This window comes from Ferruginibacter sp. (assembly GCF_049840995.1).
In the GTDB taxonomy this organism is placed as follows: Bacteria; Bacteroidota; Bacteroidia; order Chitinophagales; family Chitinophagaceae; genus Ferruginibacter.
On the sequence record NZ_JASGIP010000008.1, the window covers coordinates 33,818 to 53,706 of the forward strand.

Annotated in this window: 16 protein-coding genes and 1 pseudogene; 11 read left to right on the plus strand and 6 right to left on the minus strand. The window is 45.5% G+C overall.

Annotated elements, in window-relative coordinates; all coding sequences use genetic code 11:
* Positions 1 to 360: 360 nt before the first annotated feature.
* Both QM738_RS20980 and QM738_RS20985 read right to left on the minus strand, forming a co-directional pair.
* Positions 361 to 4,725 (minus strand): FG-GAP-like repeat-containing protein, encoded by a 4,365-nt coding sequence (locus QM738_RS20980; protein WP_462278717.1) that lies wholly within the window; start codon positions 4,723 to 4,725, stop codon positions 361 to 363.
* Between the two features lie 667 nt (positions 4,726 to 5,392).
* Positions 5,393 to 6,565, minus strand: a complete 1,173-nt coding sequence (locus QM738_RS20985; protein ID WP_462278718.1) for a DnaJ-like cysteine-rich domain-containing protein — start codon at positions 6,563 to 6,565, stop codon at positions 5,393 to 5,395.
* 739 nt (positions 6,566 to 7,304) lie between these two features.
* On the opposite strand from QM738_RS20985, the gene QM738_RS20990 reads away from it, so the two are divergent.
* The 9 genes from QM738_RS20990 (at position 7,305) to QM738_RS21030 (ending at position 16,317) form a co-directional block, all read left to right on the plus strand.
* Entirely contained in the window at positions 7,305 to 7,982 is a 678-nt protein-coding gene (locus QM738_RS20990) for a response regulator transcription factor (protein ID WP_462278719.1), read from the plus strand.
* An 11-nt stretch (positions 7,983 to 7,993) separates the two neighbouring features.
* Complete coding sequence (locus QM738_RS20995) at positions 7,994 to 9,367, plus strand: sensor histidine kinase (protein WP_462278720.1); 1,374 nt, start codon at positions 7,994 to 7,996, stop codon at positions 9,365 to 9,367.
* Positions 9,368 to 9,479: 112 nt separating this feature from the next.
* Complete coding sequence (locus QM738_RS21000) at positions 9,480 to 9,974, plus strand: universal stress protein (RefSeq protein ID WP_462278721.1); 495 nt, start codon at positions 9,480 to 9,482, stop codon at positions 9,972 to 9,974.
* Positions 9,975 to 10,016: 42 nt separating this feature from the next.
* Complete coding sequence (locus QM738_RS21005; protein ID WP_462278722.1) at positions 10,017 to 10,976, plus strand: bestrophin family protein; 960 nt, start codon at positions 10,017 to 10,019, stop codon at positions 10,974 to 10,976.
* Between the two features lie 890 nt (positions 10,977 to 11,866).
* Positions 11,867 to 12,547 carry a GNAT family N-acetyltransferase gene (locus tag QM738_RS21010; protein WP_462278723.1) on the plus strand — a complete coding sequence of 227 codons (681 nt, stop codon included), beginning with the start codon at positions 11,867 to 11,869 and terminating at the stop codon, positions 12,545 to 12,547.
* A gap of 256 nt (positions 12,548 to 12,803) precedes the next feature.
* Positions 12,804 to 13,922, plus strand: a complete 1,119-nt coding sequence (locus QM738_RS21015; protein WP_462278724.1) for a D-TA family PLP-dependent enzyme — start codon at positions 12,804 to 12,806, stop codon at positions 13,920 to 13,922.
* A 64-nt stretch (positions 13,923 to 13,986) separates the two neighbouring features.
* Positions 13,987 to 14,919 carry a DUF6438 domain-containing protein gene (locus QM738_RS21020; protein WP_462278725.1) on the plus strand — a complete coding sequence of 311 codons (933 nt, stop codon included), beginning with the start codon at positions 13,987 to 13,989 and terminating at the stop codon, positions 14,917 to 14,919.
* A 104-nt stretch (positions 14,920 to 15,023) separates the two neighbouring features.
* The gene (locus QM738_RS21025; protein ID WP_462278726.1) at positions 15,024 to 15,890 is read left to right on the plus strand and encodes a right-handed parallel beta-helix repeat-containing protein; all 867 of its coding nucleotides are present in this window, start codon (positions 15,024 to 15,026) and stop codon (positions 15,888 to 15,890) included.
* A complete protein-coding gene (locus QM738_RS21030) occupies positions 15,823 to 16,317 on the plus strand; it encodes a right-handed parallel beta-helix repeat-containing protein (protein WP_462278727.1) in 495 nt (164 codons plus the stop codon). Before QM738_RS21025 ends, QM738_RS21030 begins: the two co-directional genes overlap by 68 nt.
* A 2-nt stretch (positions 16,318 to 16,319) precedes the next feature.
* Here the strand turns inward: QM738_RS21030 and QM738_RS21035 are convergent, their stop codons facing one another.
* Entirely contained in the window at positions 16,320 to 17,312 is a 993-nt protein-coding gene (locus tag QM738_RS21035) for a GlxA family transcriptional regulator (RefSeq protein ID WP_462278728.1), read from the minus strand.
* 171 nt (positions 17,313 to 17,483) lie between these two features.
* Here QM738_RS21035 and QM738_RS21040 point away from each other — a divergent pair.
* Positions 17,484 to 17,839: pseudogene (locus tag QM738_RS21040) on the plus strand (SnoaL-like domain-containing protein).
* Positions 17,840 to 17,909: 70 nt separating this feature from the next.
* Positions 17,910 to 18,389, plus strand: coding sequence for a GNAT family N-acetyltransferase (locus QM738_RS21045; protein ID WP_462278729.1), 480 nt, complete (start codon positions 17,910 to 17,912; stop codon positions 18,387 to 18,389).
* 5 nt (positions 18,390 to 18,394) lie between these two features.
* Here the strand turns inward: QM738_RS21045 and QM738_RS21050 are convergent, their stop codons facing one another.
* The 3 genes from QM738_RS21050 to QM738_RS21060 all read right to left on the minus strand — a co-directional run bounded on the left by QM738_RS21050 (position 18,395) and on the right by QM738_RS21060 (position 19,887).
* Entirely contained in the window at positions 18,395 to 18,880 is a 486-nt protein-coding gene (locus QM738_RS21050; RefSeq protein WP_462278730.1) for an SRPBCC family protein, read from the minus strand.
* 27 nt (positions 18,881 to 18,907) lie between these two features.
* Complete coding sequence (locus QM738_RS21055) at positions 18,908 to 19,357, minus strand: SRPBCC family protein (RefSeq protein ID WP_462278731.1); 450 nt, start codon at positions 19,355 to 19,357, stop codon at positions 18,908 to 18,910.
* 182 nt (positions 19,358 to 19,539) lie between these two features.
* Positions 19,540 to 19,887, minus strand: coding sequence for a LytR/AlgR family response regulator transcription factor (locus QM738_RS21060; RefSeq protein ID WP_462278732.1), 348 nt, complete (start codon positions 19,885 to 19,887; stop codon positions 19,540 to 19,542).
* Positions 19,888 to 19,889: the final 2 nt, after the last annotated feature.

A 19,889-nucleotide genomic window follows, 5' to 3' on the forward strand; every position in this document is an offset into this window, starting at 1 on the left:
CGGCGGTGAAAAACGGTTCAGGCCGTCCTGCCTAAGGCTGGACGTCCCGACCCTGACAAGAAGCATTTGCCACAAAGGCGCGAAGACACGATGGGTAACACTGAAGTGTTACGGTGGGCACTCTGCGTAAACTCTGCATCTCTTTTTCTCCGCGGCGGAAGAATGGTTCAGGCCGTTCTCGCCTAAGGCGAGACGTCCCGACCCTGAAGTGTTACGATTACGAAAAGTGTATTTCCTATGTTCCCTATGTGCCTATGTGGTGAACCTTTCCTCATTGTTTCCTTCTAACATGCTTGTTAGCAGGTTGTGTTGTGGTGATGTTTGCAGGTTTTATTTGTGGTAAGAAGCCGAAGTAAAACTTCAGCGCACTGACCCGTTGATGATCATGCTGCAGGTGGCATCCATTCCCTCTCCTGTTATATGCACTACATACACTCCTGCTGGTAATGTGCTTACTGCAAGCAGCATATTGTTGAGCCCTTTTTGCAGCACTGTATTTTGTATAAGTATTTGCTGCCCCGTACTGCTGAATAATTGTAGTTGCACCGGCAGCTTATCTTTTACAGCGGTTATCAGCAGGTGTGCATTGCTGCCCTTGTTTACAGGGTTAGGCGCAATAGTGGCTGTAATGGTGTGGTTGCTTTTTACAGTGATAGTTTTACTGTAAGTTGTTTTACCTGCATTATCCACCAGCTGCAGGCGGTAATAAGTTACAGGTGCGGTTACATTTTTATCGGTGGTATTGTACTGTGCACCGCCGTTGATGGCTTTGGCAGGTACAGTTGCAATATCGGTAAAGTGAATACCGTCGGTACTTTTTTGTACGATGTATTGCTGCAGGTCCAGCTCGTTGGTGCTGGCCCAGCTCAGCAGTACATCATCCGCATTTATATACTGCGCATTAAAAGCGGTTAGGCTTACCGGTAAGGCCACTGCACCAATGCCAAATGCGCCCATGGTATAGCCCGCCGGGTAGCGCCAGGGGCCGTACACCTGGCCGGTAAATGCGGTGGCCTTGCTGTATTCTATCCTGCAGCGGATCTTATTTTGCAGTGATAATTTCTGCACCTGGCTTTTCAGCTCAATACCATTAATGCCGGTATTGCTGAAAAAAGAAACCTTATCGTAAAATGCCGTGCTGTTGGTAATGGGGTTGCCGCTGAAGGGCTGGCCCTGCCGCTTAATTTCCCATACCAGTTTTGCGTTTACCCGTCCCAGTGATGATTTAGCAAATAAGCCTGCGCCGAATAAATTAGGGTTGAGTTTATTGCTGGCCTGTATGGGTGTGGTAAGGTCGGTATTGTACAGGCGCAGGTTACTGCGCTTGCCGGCACCCCCATTGCCCAGGTATACAAAAAATGCGCCTTCGCTTGATTGCCCATTGGTATAATGGCTGGCTCCTGCTATTACATCACTAAAACCATCGCCATTCACATCTCCAGCACAGGCAACCGAATAACCCATATTAGCCCCTGCCTGGTTACACTCCAGCATAGCCGCGGCCGTGGTGCTGATGCCCGTATTGCTACCCTGGTATACAAATGCTGCGCCTTCGTTGGCTTGGCCATTATCGTAATAATAAGCGCCTACTATCACATCGCTGTAGCCATCGCCATTTACATCACCTGCCGATGCAACAGACAATCCAAATTGAGCATCCGCCTGGTTACTTTCCAGCATGGCTGCCGGTGTGGTATTAACACCTGCGGCGGTGCCACGATATACAAAGGCTGCGCCTTCATCGCTTTGTCCATTATCGTATAATAAGGCACCTACTATCACATCGCTGAAGCCATCGCCATTTACATCGCCTGCTGTTGCCACCGAACATCCAAATGCTGCACTGGCCTGGTTGGCTTCCAGCATTGCTGCCGCTGTAGTATTGATGCCGGTAGCCGAACCGTGGTATACAAAAGCGGCGCCCTCGTTGGTTTGGCCGTTATCATACAAATTGGCGCCCACGATCACATCGCTGTAGCCATCGCCGTTTACATCGCCTGCTGTTGCTACTGAACTGCCAAAATTAGCGGAGGCCTGGTTACTTTCCACAATTGCATTAGCCACCGTGCCCACCCCCGTTGCCGAACCATGATAAATAAATGCGCCTCCTTCATTGCTCTGCCCGTTTGTATATCCTAATACACCTACAATGATGTCACTGTAGCCATCGGCATTTACGTCGCCTGCACCGGCCACAGAAAGACCCATCAGCATAAATGCCTGTGTACTTTCAATAAGCGTGGCAACAACCGTATTGATACCAGTGGCGGAACCATGATATATGTATGCAGCGCCTGCATTGGTAAGCCCATTATTATAATATGGCGCCCCGGCAATAATGTCGCTGTAGCCATCGCCATTTACATCGCCAGCACAGGCTACCGAAGCGCCCAATTGTGCATTTGCTTTATTACTCTCCACCATGGCCGCTGCTACTGTATTGATACCCGTTGCAGTGCCGTGGTATATAAAGGCTACGCCTTCGTCGGTCTGCCCGTTATCGTAATAAGATACGCCTACTATCACATCGCTGTAGCCATCGCCATTTACATCACCTGCCGATGCTACAGACTGTCCCATTAATGCGCTGGCCTGGTTCGCTTCTCCAATGGCCACAGCCGTGGTACTAACGCCGGCGGGTACCCCATTAAATATAAATGCAGCGCCTTCGTTGCTTTGGCCGTTATCGTACTGGTAAGCACCTACTATCACATCGCTGTAGCCATCGCCATTTACATCGCCTGCACAGGCTGCGCTGCGGCCCATACCGGCACTGGCCTGGTTGCATTCCAGTATTGCTATTGCGGTGGTATTAATGCCGGTGGAAGATCCGCAGTATACAAATGCTACGCCTTCATCTGTTTCGCCATTATCGTACAGCACGGCACCTACTATCACATCGCTGTAGCCATCGCCGTTCACATCGCCTGCACTGGCAGCACTGTAGCCCATCAATGCATTGGCCTGGTTACACTCCAGCGTGGTGGCTGCCACAGCGCTTACGCCTGCCGCCGAACCCAGGTATATAAAGGCTACGCCTTCATCCGTTTGCCCATTATCATAATTCGGTACGCCTACAATTACATCGCTGTATCCATCGCCATTTACATCGCCTGCACCACCCACACTATATCCCATAAAGGCATTGGCCTGGTTGCTTTGTATAAGGAGTGCCGGCGTGGTACTGATGCCCGTTGCCGAACCATGGTATATATAAGCCGCGCCTTCGGCGGCTTCGCCATTGGCATAATTTTGTGCGCCTACTATCACATCGCTGTAGCCATCGCCATTTACATCGCCTGCCGATGATACCGACCAGCCGAAATATGCCAGTGCAACATCACTTTCCACCCTTGCTGCAAAGGTGGTATTGATACCTGTTGCAGATCCATGATACACAAATGCAACGCCCTCGTCTGTTTGGCCATTGCCAAAGCCAAAGGCGCCTACTATCACATCGCTGTAGCTATCACCATTTACATCGCCTGCACAGGCCACAGCGCAGCCAAACCTGCTGCTGTTCTGGTTCCCTTCTACCATTGCGGCGGCAGTAGTGCCAATGCCCGTGGAAGAACCGTGGTATATAAATGCCACACCTTCATCCGTGTTGCCGTTATCGTAATAATAAGCGCCCACTATTACGTCGCTGTATCCATCGCCATTTACATCGCCTGCGGTGGAAACGGCATAACCCATATAGGCACTTACCTGGTTGCTTTCCAGCATTACAGCGGCAGTAGTGCTGATGCCCGTTGCCGAACCATGATATATAAATGCTGCACCCTCGTTGGTTTGACCGTTATCGTACATGTAAGCGCCCACAATCACATCGCTATAGCCATCACCATTTACATCGCCTGCCGATGCTACCGAAAAACCCAAAAAAGCGGTTGCCTGGTTGCTTTCCACCATTGCGGCTGCGGTAGTGCTGATGGGGTCGATTGTAACGGGATACACGGCACCTGCTGTTTGCACATGTATGTTAATAACACTGCCGCTTACACTAAAATAAGCGGTCAGCTCTTTTTGGTTGGCATCCCATGCTTTTAAACCATTGTAAGTGATTTTTTTATCGTAACCATTTTTAGTGGCTTTTGCAAAATGCAGTTCTTTATCGTTTACCTTATTGGTCAACCAGCCACTATTGGTCTGCAGTTTTACCGTTAAATTTTTGGGTGTTGTTGCCGGCTCCTGTGGTATAATAAAATTCTGCCGTACGCCTTCCCTGCTGTTGATATACTCGGTAACAAATGCCCCATTATCAAAACGGATGGTATTGGCCGAGCGGCTTATGATGGCATTATCATCCGGCGCCATTATTTTTTGTTTGCCTGTGTAAATGCCCTGCAATGCCAGCTCCAGTTTCCATTTACCGGCACTATCGTTGCGTGGTGTAAGAGTGAATTTATCTGCTGTGTAGGTAGATCTTAAATTGTTGTTGCGGTTGGGCGATGCAAATGCTTTGCAACTTTCCTGGTAATTGATATTATACTCCTGCGTTGCAATGGCCTGCATGGCGGTACTGTACCAGTTGCTTTGTTTTAATGCAGTGGTATCTGTTACAACCGTTTTATTATTGCCCATGCCGGGCAATATCACATCCTTTACCGGTTTCAGATTGGCCAGTTTGCTTTTACCGTGTTGAGTTACAATAACAGGGCTGTTATGCTCTGCAGCAACAACTAATAAAAATACAGCAGTCAATACAGCAATGAGTTTACGCATGGCTTTTTTATAAAATCCTCCACATAAAAAGTGGCCGTACCGAAGGTATTTAAATAGTGGTGTATGAGCATATCCACTTTGTAAACGGGAGTTTTAATGCTCCAAAGAAGTCCATGGGACAGAGAGCCAGAAAAAAGGAGTTTACGGAGAGGAATGCTCTTTATGTAAGGGCTGCAATAGGTTTACCACATAGGCACATAGGACACATAGAAGATGTAGGAATGGTTGGTGGAGCCATTGATTATGAATGGTAGAAGGCAGTAAAGCCGAAGTATAACTTTGGTGCACTAAATATTTCTATGTCTACTATGTGCCTATGTGGTTAATTATATTTTGTGGTCAGTGGGACACAAACCATGGGTGGAAGGTTCCGCAATATGGTTCAGGCCGCTTAAAGCGTCCCGACCCGGGGGCCGAAGTACAACTTCAGCACACTAAAATATTTCTATGTGTGCTATGTGATCTATGTGCCTATGTGGTGAATATTTTTCTTCCATGGTTGGTGTCTTCACCGAACATGGCTCTTCAAAGGTTGCGCTGTCATGGTCCGTGAAGACACGAACCATGGGTGGAAGATTCTGCAAGTATGGTTCAGGCCGTCCCCGCCTGGGTCGGGACCTAAGGCGGGATCCCGACCTATACTCACGATTCACCACTCACTACTCACTTACTTCTTGTACTTCGTAACCCATCCCCCGCCGCCGCAGTAGCTGCACATAGCCCAGTGGGTGGATTGTGTGGTAATGGTGCTGAAGATGCCGCTATATGTATGCGAGTAATCCACTATCTCCACCTGGCCGCGGCCACCACAAACAGGGCAATGTACCCGCTTACCTTCCGGCGCAGGCTTTGCAAACAAATTGGGGTTAACAGTGCCGGTATAAGTATTGCCACCTGACTGGTACGTGTACACGGGCGCCGGTGGCGGATTGGGATCAAATGTTTTAATATCAAATGGCCGTTGTTCTTTGTAAGCATCCAGGAAGGCCTGTGCAAATACCCGTATCTTTTCCCGCTGGCTGTCATCTAAAACAGCCATCAGGTCTTTTGCTTTCAGATCGTAATCGCAGCCCATCAGCATTTGGTAGGCAATCTTGATATCTATGTCGGCAGCTTTGCGCAATTCCGCTCCCAGTATTGCAACTGCTTTTTCTTTGCTCAGCCCTTCACCTAGTAATGCAGCGCTGAATTTTTTAGTGGCATCTCCCGCCGTTTCAATACTTTTAAAACCGGGCAGGTACAATGCTTTGAGCGAATCAATGCTTTGCTGCTCGGTTTGATAGCCCGGTTTATAGAATTGAACGATCAGTTTCACTTCATCGGTGTTGCCGAAGCCCCAGTCGGCCGTGGTATAGCCTGTAATGAGTTGTATGCCATTCTTGTCATCCCCGCCGCTGGTGTTGATATTTTTTGCAATGTCTAGCATCTTTGTTGTAAGGTCTAACAGGGATTGTTTGTTGAATTCTCCTTTAGGCGCTTTTACCAGGTAGCTGGTCCACTCCCATAATATCACGCCTTTATCATGATCTGCCTTTACCCTGCTGATGATATTTTCCGCCGCACCGGGAAAACGCACAATAGCTGTATAATAGGGCTGGCAGGAGTTTTGAATACCCAGGTAATTTTGTGTGAGCAACTCAATGGGCCTTTCTGCGTCCTGCACAAAAAGCGCCAGCTTGTGAATGGTGGTTTGAATATTGTACGCAAAAGTATCCGTAATGGGTGGCTCTTTTTCAGCATCAACAACAGGCTTTTTGGCAGCAGTGGCAGTTGTTTTTTGCGCCGTAGCAAACAGGGTGCAAAAAATAAGCGCCGGTATAAGGAGTACAGTCTTTTTCATGATCAACATATTTTGACTCTTAAAACTACAACAGTACAGTTGCTGTTGCAATACCCTGCAGTTGGTATATCACTTGCATATTGAATATGGTTCAGGCCACTACATGTCCCGCCCCGGGGAGCCGAAGTACAACTTCGGCACACTAAAAAATATCTATGTGTTTTATGTGCCTATGTGGTAAAACCTTGGTCGGTGTCTTCACCGAACTTTGCTCTTCAAAGGTTGCGCTGTTGTGGTCCGTGAGGACACGAACCACGGAGCCGAAGTACAACTTCAGCACACTCAAAAATATCTATGTGTTCTATGTGCCTATGTGGTAAACCCATGGTCGGTGTCTTCACCGAACTTTGCTCTTCAAAGGTTGCGCTGTTGTGGTCCGTGAAGACACGAACCACGGAGCCGAAGTAAAACTTCGGCACACTAAAGAATATCTATGTTATCTATGTGCCTATGTGGTGAATTTTTCTCCTCACCGATCATTTCTCGTTGTAATGTTGCGCTGCATGGTCCGTGGGACACGAACCATGGATGTGAGATTCTACAATAGGGTTCAGGCCGCTTGCCTGTCCCGACCTAGGTTGTAGCGTCCCGACCCTGACTCACGACTCACGTCTCACGATAAACAGTAAAGTCTTCAAGTATGGTTCAGGCCGTCCCCGCCTAAGGCTGGACGTCCCGACCCGGGGACTCTAATCAGATTTTAATGGTATGATAAAAACCGCGGTTGTAATATTGCACTATGATGAAGGTATTACTGGTAGAAGATGAACCCAATGTAGCGGGCCTTATCAATAAAGGACTTACAGAACAGGGCTACAGCATTACCGTGGCGCCCGATGGCAGCCTGGGGCTGGAGCTGGCCTTGAATAACAGCTTTGATGTGATCATACTGGATATTATGCTGCCCAATATGAGTGGCATGGAATTGTGCCGTCAGCTGCGCCAGAAAAAGATACTGACTCCCATCCTTTTTTTAACCGCCCTGGGCACTACCGAAAATATTGTTGCCGGCCTTAATGCCGGTGGTGATGATTATCTTTTAAAACCCTTCAAGTTTGCCGAACTGGAAGCCCGTTTACGCTCCCTGTACCGCCGCAACCAGCAGTTGCCGAAAGAAGATACTGTTTTGCGTGCCGGTAATCTCTCCATCGACCTGGATGCCAAACTCATTTATTATGCAGGAGAACCTGTAAGCCTCACTTCCACCGAATTCAGGTTGCTGGAATTCTTCATTAAAAATAAAAACCGGGTATTATCAAGAATTGAACTATTAGAAAATGTATGGGGTATTGATTTTAACCTGGGCACAAATGTGGTGGACGTGTATGTAAATTACCTGCGAAAAAAAGTGGATAAAGACCCGGAACAAAAGATCATTCACACCGTGATCGGTATGGGGTATATGTTGAAAATATAAAGGACTGCTGTATGAAAATTCAAACCAAGACCACCCTGTTGTTTACCGTGCTTACAGGCGCTTTCTTTATTATCCTGGATATCACCGTATATTATTTTCTGAATAAAGCTGCCCACAACGATTTTAATAAACGGCTTGAACTGAGGGCCAAAATATCTTCCAAATTCCGTTTTGAAAAAGATCATGTATCCACCGAATCTTTCCGGGAGATACAAAGAGAATACCTGGAAAAATTGGCGGATGAAAAAGCCTATGTGTTCCAGGTAGATAGTGCCACGCATCAATTCAGTCCTGCGCCGCCACCCGAAATTGACCAGCGTTTTTTAAATGAGATCGTGCAGGCCGACAGCGGTACCGTGTTCAGGCAAAAAAAATTCCGGCACTATGCAGGGTTATTGTACCATGATGAAACAGGTGATTTTATTGTGATCAAATCTGCCACCAATGCCTATGGTATTGAACTACTGGATAAGCTGCGGGATATTATGATCATCACTTTTATCTGCGCCGTGATACTGATCTTTATTGTGGGCCATTATTTTGCCAAAAGAAGTTTCCGCCCCTTCCGCACCATTACCGATAAAGCCAACCAGATCAATGAAAATAATTTGCACCTGCGGCTGGAAGAAACGGCAGGCACCGATGAAGTGGCGGAACTTACGCAGACCTTCAACAAAATGATCGACCGTATTGAAGTGGCTTTTGAATCGCAGAACAATTTTATCAGCAATGCTTCGCATGAATTAAGAACACCTTTAACGGCTATTGTTGCCGAATCGGATTATATTTTATCGAAAGAAAGATCTGAAGCAGCATACAGGCAAAGCATTGAGCATATCCAGCAGCAGGCTTCCCGGTTGCAGCATCTTACCAAGGGCCTGTTGGATCTTGCACAAACAGGCTTTGATGGTAAAAAGATCACCTGGGAAAAGATACGGCTCGATCAGTTGCTGTTTGATGTAAAAGAAAGCATGGACGATATTTTGCCCGAGAACCATATCGTGGTATCCATCAGCAATTTTCCGGAAGATGAAAATGATATCAGCATCAGCGGCAGTTACAATACTTTAAAGATCGCTGTTACAAATATTGTACTGAATGCCTGTAAATATTCCAATAACCAGCAGGTAGACCTGCAATTGTCTTTCAATAAAAAATACGTTATCATAACGGTAATGGATAAAGGAATTGGTATACCCGCCGATGACCTGAAACATATTTACGATCCCTTTTTCCGGGCTTCCAATACCGGCAAATATGATGGCTATGGTATCGGCATGCCGCTCTCGTTCAATATCATCCGGCTGCATAAGGGAAAGATCGAAGTGGTTTCCACCGAAGGAAAAGGTACCGTGGTGGAAATAATGCTGCCATTGGGTAAATAACCAGTCCTCCCCTTTTCTAATCTCTTTCTAATATCATTCTAATCACATTGTAATGGAGTTATTAGGCCTTTCTAACCCCGTGGCCGCAGCTTTGTATCCTAAACATTACAATATGACGAACATTCTTATCCCCACCGATTTTTCTATAGCTTCTGTAAAAATGGCCGAAGAAGCTGTAAGAGCTTTGCAATGCAAAAAAGCCAATATTATTTTATTTCATGCCTTTATGTTGCCCGACCCTGTTGATATGCTGATGGGCAGCAGGCGCAAACCTTATTACGACCTTGTGAATGCCGGCTTTCACCGTGCCTGCAAGCTGGTGAAAGAGCAGAACAGCGAGGTGATCCATGCCATCCAGTTCAGGTGCATGGAAGGCAGCACCAACGCCCTGTTCAGAAATTTTGCGGAGGCCAATGATATTGATATCATCTTCTGTCCCGAGCAATATGATTACCGCCAGGTACATGCTTTAAGCCTTGACCCAAGGCCTTTCTTTAAAAGATCGGGCATTGCATTGGTGCAGCGTTCCGGCCCACGCAAAAAAGATTTGCAGCATAAAGAAATGCCGGCGCCGGTCATTCCTGTACAACTGGTGCCTACCAATTAAACATTGCGGCCGGTCGTTTTATACACTTTTAAAAACTGTACTATGTTACTTAAGAAGAATATACCATTGAGTTATGTGTTTGGAAAGATCAAGTACGAGCTGATCGTGATCATCCTGTATGCCACTTTGATCGCGGCACTGTACAGCAGTTACCATGTTACACGCATCTCCATCCCTATCGCGGTTCCTGCCATACTCGGCACCGTTATATCACTGCTGCTCGGTTTCCGCAGCAACCAGGCTTACGATCGCTGGTGGGAAGCAAGGCATATCTGGGGCGCTATTGTAAATGATTCCCGCACCCTTGGCAGACAAGTGATGAACTTTGTACACGATAATTATGACAATGAGGAAGTCGCTGCTTTCCAGGAAAGGATGATCAAAAGGCAGATCGCCTGGAACTATTGCCTTGCGGCGCATTTGCGTGGACAAAAAAGCAAACACATACTGGAAAAATATTTGAGCAAAGCTGATATCAGTTACGCAAACGGAGTGGATAATGTGCCCGCTGCTTTGCTGGAGCTGATGAGCAGGGAGTTGAAACTTGCCTTAGAAGAAGGATGGATCAACCGGTTTCAGCAGATGGAGCTGGACAGGACCTTAGCACGCCTGTGCGATGCCATGGGTAAATGCGAACGTATCAAGAACACGGTATTCCCCAGCACTTACAGTTTATATATTCACCTGGCCCTGCTGTTGTTCATTGCGTTGCTGCCTTTTAGTGTCATCGAGTACTTCGGCTTTCTGGAAGTGCCCCTGGTAGTGGCCATTGCTGCAACTTTTTTACTGATAGAAAAAATGGCCATTCACCTGCAGGACCCTTTTGAAAGCAAGCCTACTGATACACCCATGTCGACCATTGCTTCGGGCATTGAAAAGAACCTGCTGCAATTATACGGCCTTAATAACAACAGTCATCCGCAGTCATTTGCTCATAAAGAAGAAAAGGATATTACGGAAGTATACAGTATTGCTACGGCTAAAGCCTATTACATTCTTTAACGCGAAGGGAAAAGCATACCGGCGGTTGCATTATGCTTATTGTGTTCATGGCCGGTATCTTTATTATTGTTGTCCTCCATCTCATGGTCGGTGTCCTCACCGACCATTTTTACTGGCGCCAGTCTTTCTCGCCTCAGGTGAGAGTGACTGGTGTCTATTAATACCAGCGGTTTATAACCGCGGCATAACCTTGCTATATCAAATATTGCAACATACTTTTTTCATAGTTGGTGTCTTCACCAACCATCTATGTTTCATAGATCGTACCGTTGTGGTCCGTGAAGACACGAACCACGGATGGAAGGTTGCGCATTATGGTTCAGGCCGTCCCCCGCCTGGGTCCGGACCTAAGGCTGGACGTCCCGAACCATACACGCATTTTCTATGTTTCCTATGTGCCTATGTGGTGAACCCATGGTCGGTGTCTTCACCGACCATTTTTCTTCGCATGTTATGTTGTGGTGATCTTTGCAGAGTTTAATTGTGCGAAGAGGCCGAAGTACAACTTCAGCGCACTAACATATTTGTATGTTTCCTATGTGCCTATGTGGTGAACCCAAAACCCATGGTCGGTGTCTCCACCGAACATTTTTCTTCGCATATTATGTTGTGATGATCTTTGCTGGGTTTAATTGTGTGAAGAGGCCGAAGTACAACTTCGGCGCACTAACATACTTCTATGTTTCCTATGTGCCTATGTGGTGAACCATAAACCCATGGTTAGTGTCTTCACCGACCGTGGACACCTGATCCCTGAAGACGCGAACTACAGAAAGAGATTTCTCTGCGCAAAACTCAGCTTCTCTTTTTCTCAGCGGTGGTTAAAACGGTTCAGGCCGTCCTGCCTAAGGCTGGACGTCCCGACCCGCAAAAACCTTTAATTTTGCATTGTGGATCATATACTGCACAACCCTGTTTTTAATGCACTCAGTACCGGCGATGCTGCTTTAAGTAATGGCACCGCATCGGTAAAATATTTTGATGAAAGCGTATCGCCCTTTGCCGGTTTTGAAGCCGGTAATACCCATGGTTTTAAAGAACTGCATCAACTATTGCCAACCGGCCGTAAGATACTCTATGCAAAACCTGAACCCATTGCTATTCCCGAAGGCTGGCAACTGTTGGCACATATACCAGGACTGCAGTTTATATACGAAGGCCCTGCAGTTTTCAATGATGACTTCAGCAAAGTACAACCCCTCCACAACGAACATATTGAAGAGATGGTAGCGCTGGCCACACTTACCAAGCCTGGCCCTTTTGCAAACGGTACCATCAAATTCGGCCACTATCACGGCATTTTTGAAGGCGAAAAACTGGTGGCCATGACCGGCCAGCGGCTACATGTACAAAATTATACCGAGATCAGTGCGGTATGTACGCACCCCGATTGCACAGGTAAAGGTTACGCCTACACGCTTTTACAACAGCAGTTGCAACTCATCCTGCAACAGGGCGCCCAGCCTTATTTGCATGTAAGAGATGATAATGAGCGGGCCATTGCATTGTACAAAAGACTGGGCTTTACAGTTTCGCGGCCCATGCAGTTTTATTTTATGAAAAGTATATAGTGTCTTCGACACAAATGTTGCCCGCAGATTTCGCGGAGTGCGCAGATGGGAAGAGAATATGCAGCGTCAACTGCGTAATCAGCGGGCCAATTCTAATAGCATCTTCGACGCAACTATTGCCCACAGATTTCGGGGAGTGCGAAGAAGGAAAGAAAATATTCAGCGTCATCTGCGTAATCTGCGGGGGAACTAAATATTCAGCGTCATCTGCGTAATCAGCGGGCCAATTCCCCTCTCATACCCTACATTTGTATCCATGAACGATTCAACCGCATGGTTTCATATCAATAATGCAGCAGGCATCGATTCCCCTGCCCTGCTGGTATTTCCGCAAAGGGTACAACAGAATATTGACACGGCTATTGCAATGCTGGGTGATGTGAACCGGCTGCGCCCACATGTAAAGACACATAAGTGCACCGAAGTTGCTGCAATGATGATCGCGGCAGGTATTCATAAATTTAAATGCGCCACCATTGCAGAAGCAGAAATGCTGGGTATGGCCGGTGCAAAAGATGTATTGCTGTCTTACCAACCCGGCGGACCAAAACTGCAACGCTTTATCGAACTGATAAAAAAATATCCCGGTACTTCTTATGCCTGTTTAACAGATAATACAGCGAGTGCAAAAGAACAAGCTGAATCGTTTACCGCTGCAGGCTTAACGGTACCTGTTTATATCGATCTGAATATAGGTATGAACCGAACTGGTATTGTACCCGGTGATGCTGCTTTGGAACTGTATCGTTTTTGCGCCGCCGCACCGGGTATTGCCATACAAGGCCTGCATGCTTACGATGGCCATATTACCAACAGTGATTTTGAAGTAAGAAAAATAGAAGCCGATGCCTGTTTTCAACAAGTGGAATTACTTGCAGAAAAGATCAAAGCAAATAAACTGCCTCCGCCCAACATCATTATGGGAGGTTCACCTACGTTTTCCATTCATTGTGAAAGGCCCGGTATAGAATGCAGCCCGGGCACATTCATTTACTGGGACCAGAGTTATTTACTCCATTGCCCTGAGCAGGCATTTGTACCGGCTGCAGTTTTAATTACAAGGGTGGTTGCAATACCCACTGCTACATTGGTGAGCACCGATCTTGGTCATAAATCTGTTGCTGCCGAAAATGAAAAAACAAAAAGAGTATTTTTTCCGCAACATCCTTATTTAACAGTATTCTCTCAAAGCGAAGAGCATCTGGTATTGGAAAATAATTCCGGGCACATTTTTAAACCCGGCGATCTGTTGTATGCAATTCCCTGGCATATCTGCCCTACCGTGGCATTATACGAATCGGTGCATGTTGTGGAAGATGGTAAAGTCGTTGGTGTCTGGAAGAATGTTGCGAGGGACAGGAAGATTACCGTGTAAGGAAGGCAAACGTTCTCCCGCCTAAGGCGGGACAATATTCAATATTTAATGTTCAATATGTTTTATGAAACAGTTAATCTTTTCATGCATGCTTTTCTGTGTGTTGCAAACTGCAACTGCGCAACATCAACTTACAAAGATAGATAGTCTCTTTACTGATAGCCAGGTAGAAAAATTCATGTATGCACTTGACAGTAATTTTAAAATTAAGACTATACAAGAAGGAGGAAATTATCGATTTGATAGTAGTATCTGTAAAAGAATTGCTGACTCTCTTCAAATTAACAAGGCATTTTATAAATCCGATATTGATAATAATGGTTTTACGGACCTGCTTGTTATTGGCGAAACGTATACTTTTAAGATATTCGTGGTTTTTAACTATGGAAATGATTCTGTGATGATGAAAACATTGACCAATAGGATGGTCCAGGATTGTACATTTCCAGTGATTGTGAATAATTCTGTAATTAGATATTACTATCTTAACACAGATTACACTACACCAAAACCAACTTTCAATTTAGTATATAAAGACCTAGTATATAAATTTGGCGACTTTGTTGAACTAAACAACCATCCTTCAAACGATAGCATCGAAAAAATTGAGTATGAAGTATCCGGGTGCCTGGGATCCTGTCCTTCATTTAGTTTAGTGATCAAAAAGAACAGGTTGTCTTTCCTGGATGCGGATTATTATAATTTCAAAGATTGGCAGAGAGAGACCGGAGAAATGAAAGGCCGCTACCGAACTATTGTAGATGACAGTACCTTTGAAACTATTAACAACCTTCTTAATTATATTGATTTTTCGACATTGGAAGAGAGATACTACGTTGACTGGACAGATGACCAAATAGGTTCAGTAAAAATAACGTACAACAATGGCAAGGAAAAAAGCATTATGGATTATGGCCTCATCGGCACCTATGGTTTAGCAAGGTTTCATCAGCTCATCTTTGACCTCCGCTTCAACCAGCAGTGGAAAAAGCAATAAAACCCCCACCCCACGCAGCAGGACGGTGCATTTTAACTATCCGTTATTTTAGCAGTCTATAAGATTTATATATAGCTGTATGAAAAAACTCTGCATTCCTTTTATTGATTGTTACAACACAACTTTCTTTTGCCAATACTTATTATGTAGCCGTTAATGGCAGCGACGATAATGCCGGTACCAGGGACCAACCTTTTGCCACCGTGCAAAAAGCACAATCCGCAGTGCAGCCCGGCGATACCGTGTACCTGCGTGGCGGCACCTACCATCTTACCGAAGCACAGATCGCTAAAAAAGAACGGGGCTATGCCTGTGTCACCTATTTAGATAAAAGCGGTACTTCGGGTAAGTATATCAGTTATGTTAACTATCCCGGCGAAACACCGGTGTTTGAATATGCGGCGGTTAAGCCGGAAGGCTTGCGGGTAGCGGCCTTTTACGTTACCGGTTCCTATATTCACTTAAAAGGTTTTGAGGTGACCGCTGTGCAGGTTACCATTAAGGGGCATACACAAAGCGAATGTTTTGAAAATCACGGCAGCAATAATATTTATGAACAATTAAGTATGCACGATGGTATGGCCATTGGGTTTTATTTATTGGCTGGCTCGGATAATCTGGTACTGAACTGCGATGCGTACCGCAACTGGGATTATTTTTCAGAGAATGGCCGCGGCGGTAATACCGATGGTTTTGGCTGCCACCCCCGTGCAGGTAGTAAGAACAATGTTTTCCGCGGTTGCCGTGCCTGGTTCAACAGCGATGATGGTTTTGATCTTATCAACGCATCTGAAGCCACCACCTTTGATCATTGCTGGGCTTTTTACAATGGCTTCAATAAAGATTTTGTAAGCGAAGGCGATGGCAATGGTTTTAAAAGCGGTGGTTATGGTTTAAAGAAAGTTGGCAGCAGAGATACCCAATCCTGTACCACGCAATACCATACAATTCTGCCTGGCAGTGCGCAATAAAGCCAATGGTTTTTACAGCAATCATCATACGGGCGGCAGCAACTGGTATAATAATTCAGGCTATCGCAACGGCAGCAATTACAATATGCTCAACCGCCTGATCGATACTGTGCTGGATGTGCCCGGCTTTGACCATGTGATGAGCAATAACCTGGGTTATAAAGGCGGTAAAGAAATACAGCAGATCGATAATGCAAAATGCAAACTGGCCAATAATTATTTTGACATGAACCTGCAGGCAACCGATGCAGATTTTGTGAGCCTGGATGAAACGCTTTTAACTGCTCCCCGTAAAGCAGATGGCAGTCTGCCCGATAATGGTTTTATGCAATTGAAAGCCGGCAGCCAGTTCATTGATAAAGGAAAAGATATTGGTTTCCCTTTTAAAGGCAAAGCACCCGACCTGGGCGCTTTTGAATGCAAATAAAATCAGGCAGCAGCTTCCTTATTGTATTTTTTCCGGTATTCCAGTGGCGATATGCCGGTGATCTTGCGGAACACTTCGCGGAATGCTTTTACATCCGAATAGCCTACATCGTACATTACTTCGTTGATGGTTTTACGGCTGGTCTCAAAAGCTTTTTTGGCGGCTTCCACTTTTACCCGCTGCGCATATTCCAGAGGCGTATTGCCGGTCGCTTTCACAAACCTGCGGTCAAAATTCCTGCGGCCTACAGCAAATTTTGAGGAGAGTTCTTCCACCGATATCTTTTCATCCAGTTTGCTTTCAATATAAGCCTGCGCCTGCTGCACCACTTCGTCGCCATGCTGTTTTTGCCCGGTAAAAATGGTAAAGGCCGACTGGCTTTGCCGGTCGATCTCTATCTGGAATATCTTGGAACAATAAATGGCTGTTGGGCGATCGTAATATTTTTCCACCAGGTAGATCATCAGGTTTAAAAAAGAGTACCCGCCACCGTTAGTGTAGATACCATATTCATCCGTGATCAATTTTTCCGCCTGTACCGTTACTTTGGGAAACTGCATTTGAAATGCATCGGCGGCCACCCAGTGCGTGGAACAGTTCTTGCCATCCAGCAAACCCGATGATGCCAGCACAAATGCCGCAGTGCAGATACTGGCGATCTCTGCACCATCTTTATATTGCCTCGCTATCCAGTCTATCAGCAGGTGGTTGCCTTGTAATGCTTTTTCGTAACTGCGTATGGAAGTAGGTGGTATAATAATAAGATTGGTCTTTTGTATCGATGCAATATGGCAATGCGGTTTAATGGTCACCAGGCCATTATCCACTTCTGCAGTTTCGGAAATACCGGCCAGCTCTACCTGGTACAATTCCCGGTTACCGTTTTTTTTCCAATGGTCGCCGGCACGGTGAAATATTTCGTATGCGCCAATGATACTGGCCATAGTGCTCAGGTCGCTTTGGCCGTTGGGGACAAGGATGGTGATATGTTTCATGGTTTATTATTGATGGAATAAAGATAACAATTTGCACTGTCTCAATCAACCCGTTACAAAGTCCATTTTGCACCCTCTCTGATTCGTATTGAGACAATAGCTTTGAGTTGAAAATATTCATTCACTATAAAAAATTTAAAGATCATGATCACTACAGCAGCAAATGAAATAATGACCACCGAACAGGTAGCTACACGCTTTAATGAATTAGCACAACAGGAAAAATGGTTCGAGATACACGACGAACTTTTTTCGGATGATGTAAAGAGTATCGATCCCCCCACTCGCCTTATATGGGTTATGCAGAAGGCAAAGCATCCGTAAGAAAAAAGGGAGCGGATTTTGTACAAAAGATCGAAGCCTTTCACAGCGGTTCCACCACAGCGCCGGTGGTGTCGGGTACCTATTTTGCCGTAGGCAGAAAGATGGATGTAACCGTGCAGGGCTTTGGCAGGATACAACTGAACGAAGTAATGCTGTACCAGGTAAAAGATGGCAGGATCATTTCGGAACAATTCTTCTACTGATCGCAAACACACTGCATTTTTAAAAGCGAATAATTATCTTTACCGGTGTACAACTGGTAAAGATAATTGCATGAATATTCAGTTACTGGAAGCTGCTGAAAAAGATAAAACTGTGATAGAAAACCTGCTGCAGTTTTATATCTACGATTTTTCCGAATACATGTCCCTGGATGTGAAAGATGATGGCAAGTTTGCTTCCTATCCACAGTTGGAAAGCTACTGGACCGAAAGCAATAAATTTCCCTACATCATTAAAGCCGAAGATAAATATGCAGGTTTTGTATTGGTGAAACTGGTGAGCAATGCCGACAGTGCTTATTTTTCAATGGCAGAATTCTTTATACTCAAAAAATTCCGTTTGTCCGGTATCGGTAAGTCCATTGCCTTTCGCGTATTTGAATTACACAAAGGACAATGGGAAATTTTTCAGCGCAACTCCAATAAACCGGCGCAGCTGTTCTGGCGCAAGGTGATCCATGAATACAGTGGCGGCAAATTCAGCGAACATGCCGAAGAGGGTAAACAGGTACAACGTTTTGTAAGCCTGTAATTTTATTATTTAGCACTTAATTTTTGCTCATTCTCCGTTTGTGGCTTACCCTTTCCGTTCGGGTTGCCCTTACCGGTAGTGATCAGGTTGTACAGGCTCTTTTGGATATAGGTGGTCCAGGCATCCCTGCATATTTCAAAGCATTCGTATTGCGGCACCAGGCCCAGCTGGGTAAAGCGCAATTGTGTTTTGCCATCTTTTTCTTCTATATCAAATACCATGTGGTTGCCTTTCCATTCATGGCTGTCTTTAGTGAATTTAAAATAATTGTCCAGTACCAGCCACTCTATTTTTTTACCTGGCACAACTGCTGTTAAGCGTATTTTGCAGCGATGCACATCTTCGTAGTGATAATCGAATTCATCCCCCTGCTTACTGGTGCTGCCTTCAATTTCTTCCGACCACCAGCCACGTACATTAGTAATGGCATCAAATACCTGTTGTGGTGTTTGTGATACAAGTATGGTAGTGGTATAATCTGCTGTTGACATAATAATGATTTTAATGTTGGATAATGATCATTTTAATTCAGGCCTTCCTTTTCCTTCTGTTAATAATTTATATAGGCTGCCTTTTATATAACCATTCCAGGCATTTTCGCAGCCATCGTAGCATTCTTTACCGGGCAACAATCCTACATGTGTAAAGTTGATGCTGGTGCTCTTACCTTCTGTACTGATCTGCCAATGAATGCTGGTATTCAGCCATTCTTTTTTATTGTGCTGCAGCCAATGTTTATAGCAGTCTGTTACCAGCCAGCTTATCTTTTTGCCCGGCACCAGTTCTGTGATTTTCAGCGTGATAAAAGTTTCGCCAAAGCGGACAGTAAAGCTTTCATTCAGTTGGGTGGAACTGCCTTCAACTGATTGTGTCCACCATCCGGCAATATGGTTGATGGCATTAAATGCTTCGGTGGGCGTGTTGTTTACCGTAATGGTTGCGGTATAATCCTGTATAGCTGTTTCCATTGTAAGTGTATTTGATCTGTAAAATATGGAATCAAAAATACGTTCTTAAAATGGTAGCCGCAGGGCGTAAAATGGACTTTGTGAAGGGGGATTCCGGACAAAATACCATTGCCCTTACCAAACGAAGGGCAACAGTAAATGGTCAACGGGGGTTAAAGGATCTATCGGGTGTTAATTAACGATCAGGCTGCTGCACTGATGTATTTGAGAAAACTGCTGCGTTTTCGTTTAGCAACAGGAATGCTTTCGCCATTCAGTAACTGCACCTGCAATTGCACGCCATGCAGGTATTGCTGTATGAATTGCTTGTTTACTAGGTGTGCACGGTGTATGCGGATGAATTGCGTGGATGATAACTGCGCTTCCATCCGGCTTAATACTTTGGCTACCACCAGGTGTTTGCCGTTATTGAAAAATAATTTGCTGTAGCTGTTGCTGGCTTCCACCCTTATGATGGTTTGTGTGTCTATTACCTGCACGCCTTTGCAGGTAGGCAGCAGTATGAATCCGCTTGGTACTGGTGTTAACATGA

Excerpts from the sequence above, each read along its gene's own strand:
- QM738_RS20980 (WP_462278717.1), bottom strand. The coding sequence starts at position 4,725 with ATGCGTAAACTCATTGCTGTATTGACTGCTGTATTTTTATTAGTTGTT.
- QM738_RS20985 (WP_462278718.1), bottom strand. The coding sequence starts at position 6,565 with ATGAAAAAGACTGTACTCCTTATACCGGCGCTTATTTTTTGCACCCTG.
- QM738_RS20990 (WP_462278719.1), top strand. The coding sequence starts at position 7,305 with ATGATGAAGGTATTACTGGTAGAAGATGAACCCAATGTAGCGGGCCTT.
- QM738_RS20995 (WP_462278720.1), top strand. The coding sequence starts at position 7,994 with ATGAAAATTCAAACCAAGACCACCCTGTTGTTTACCGTGCTTACAGGC.
- QM738_RS21000 (WP_462278721.1), top strand. The coding sequence starts at position 9,480 with ATGACGAACATTCTTATCCCCACCGATTTTTCTATAGCTTCTGTAAAA.
- QM738_RS21005 (WP_462278722.1), top strand. The coding sequence starts at position 10,017 with ATGTTACTTAAGAAGAATATACCATTGAGTTATGTGTTTGGAAAGATC.
- QM738_RS21015 (WP_462278724.1), top strand. The coding sequence starts at position 12,804 with ATGAACGATTCAACCGCATGGTTTCATATCAATAATGCAGCAGGCATC.
- QM738_RS21020 (WP_462278725.1), top strand. The coding sequence starts at position 13,987 with ATGAAACAGTTAATCTTTTCATGCATGCTTTTCTGTGTGTTGCAAACT.
- QM738_RS21035 (WP_462278728.1), bottom strand. The coding sequence starts at position 17,312 with ATGAAACATATCACCATCCTTGTCCCCAACGGCCAAAGCGACCTGAGC.
- QM738_RS21045 (WP_462278729.1), top strand. The coding sequence starts at position 17,910 with ATGAATATTCAGTTACTGGAAGCTGCTGAAAAAGATAAAACTGTGATA.
- QM738_RS21050 (WP_462278730.1), bottom strand. The coding sequence starts at position 18,880 with ATGTCAACAGCAGATTATACCACTACCATACTTGTATCACAAACACCA.
- QM738_RS21055 (WP_462278731.1), bottom strand. The coding sequence starts at position 19,357 with ATGGAAACAGCTATACAGGATTATACCGCAACCATTACGGTAAACAAC.
- QM738_RS21060 (WP_462278732.1), bottom strand. The coding sequence starts at position 19,887 with ATGTTAACACCAGTACCAAGCGGATTCATACTGCTGCCTACCTGCAAA.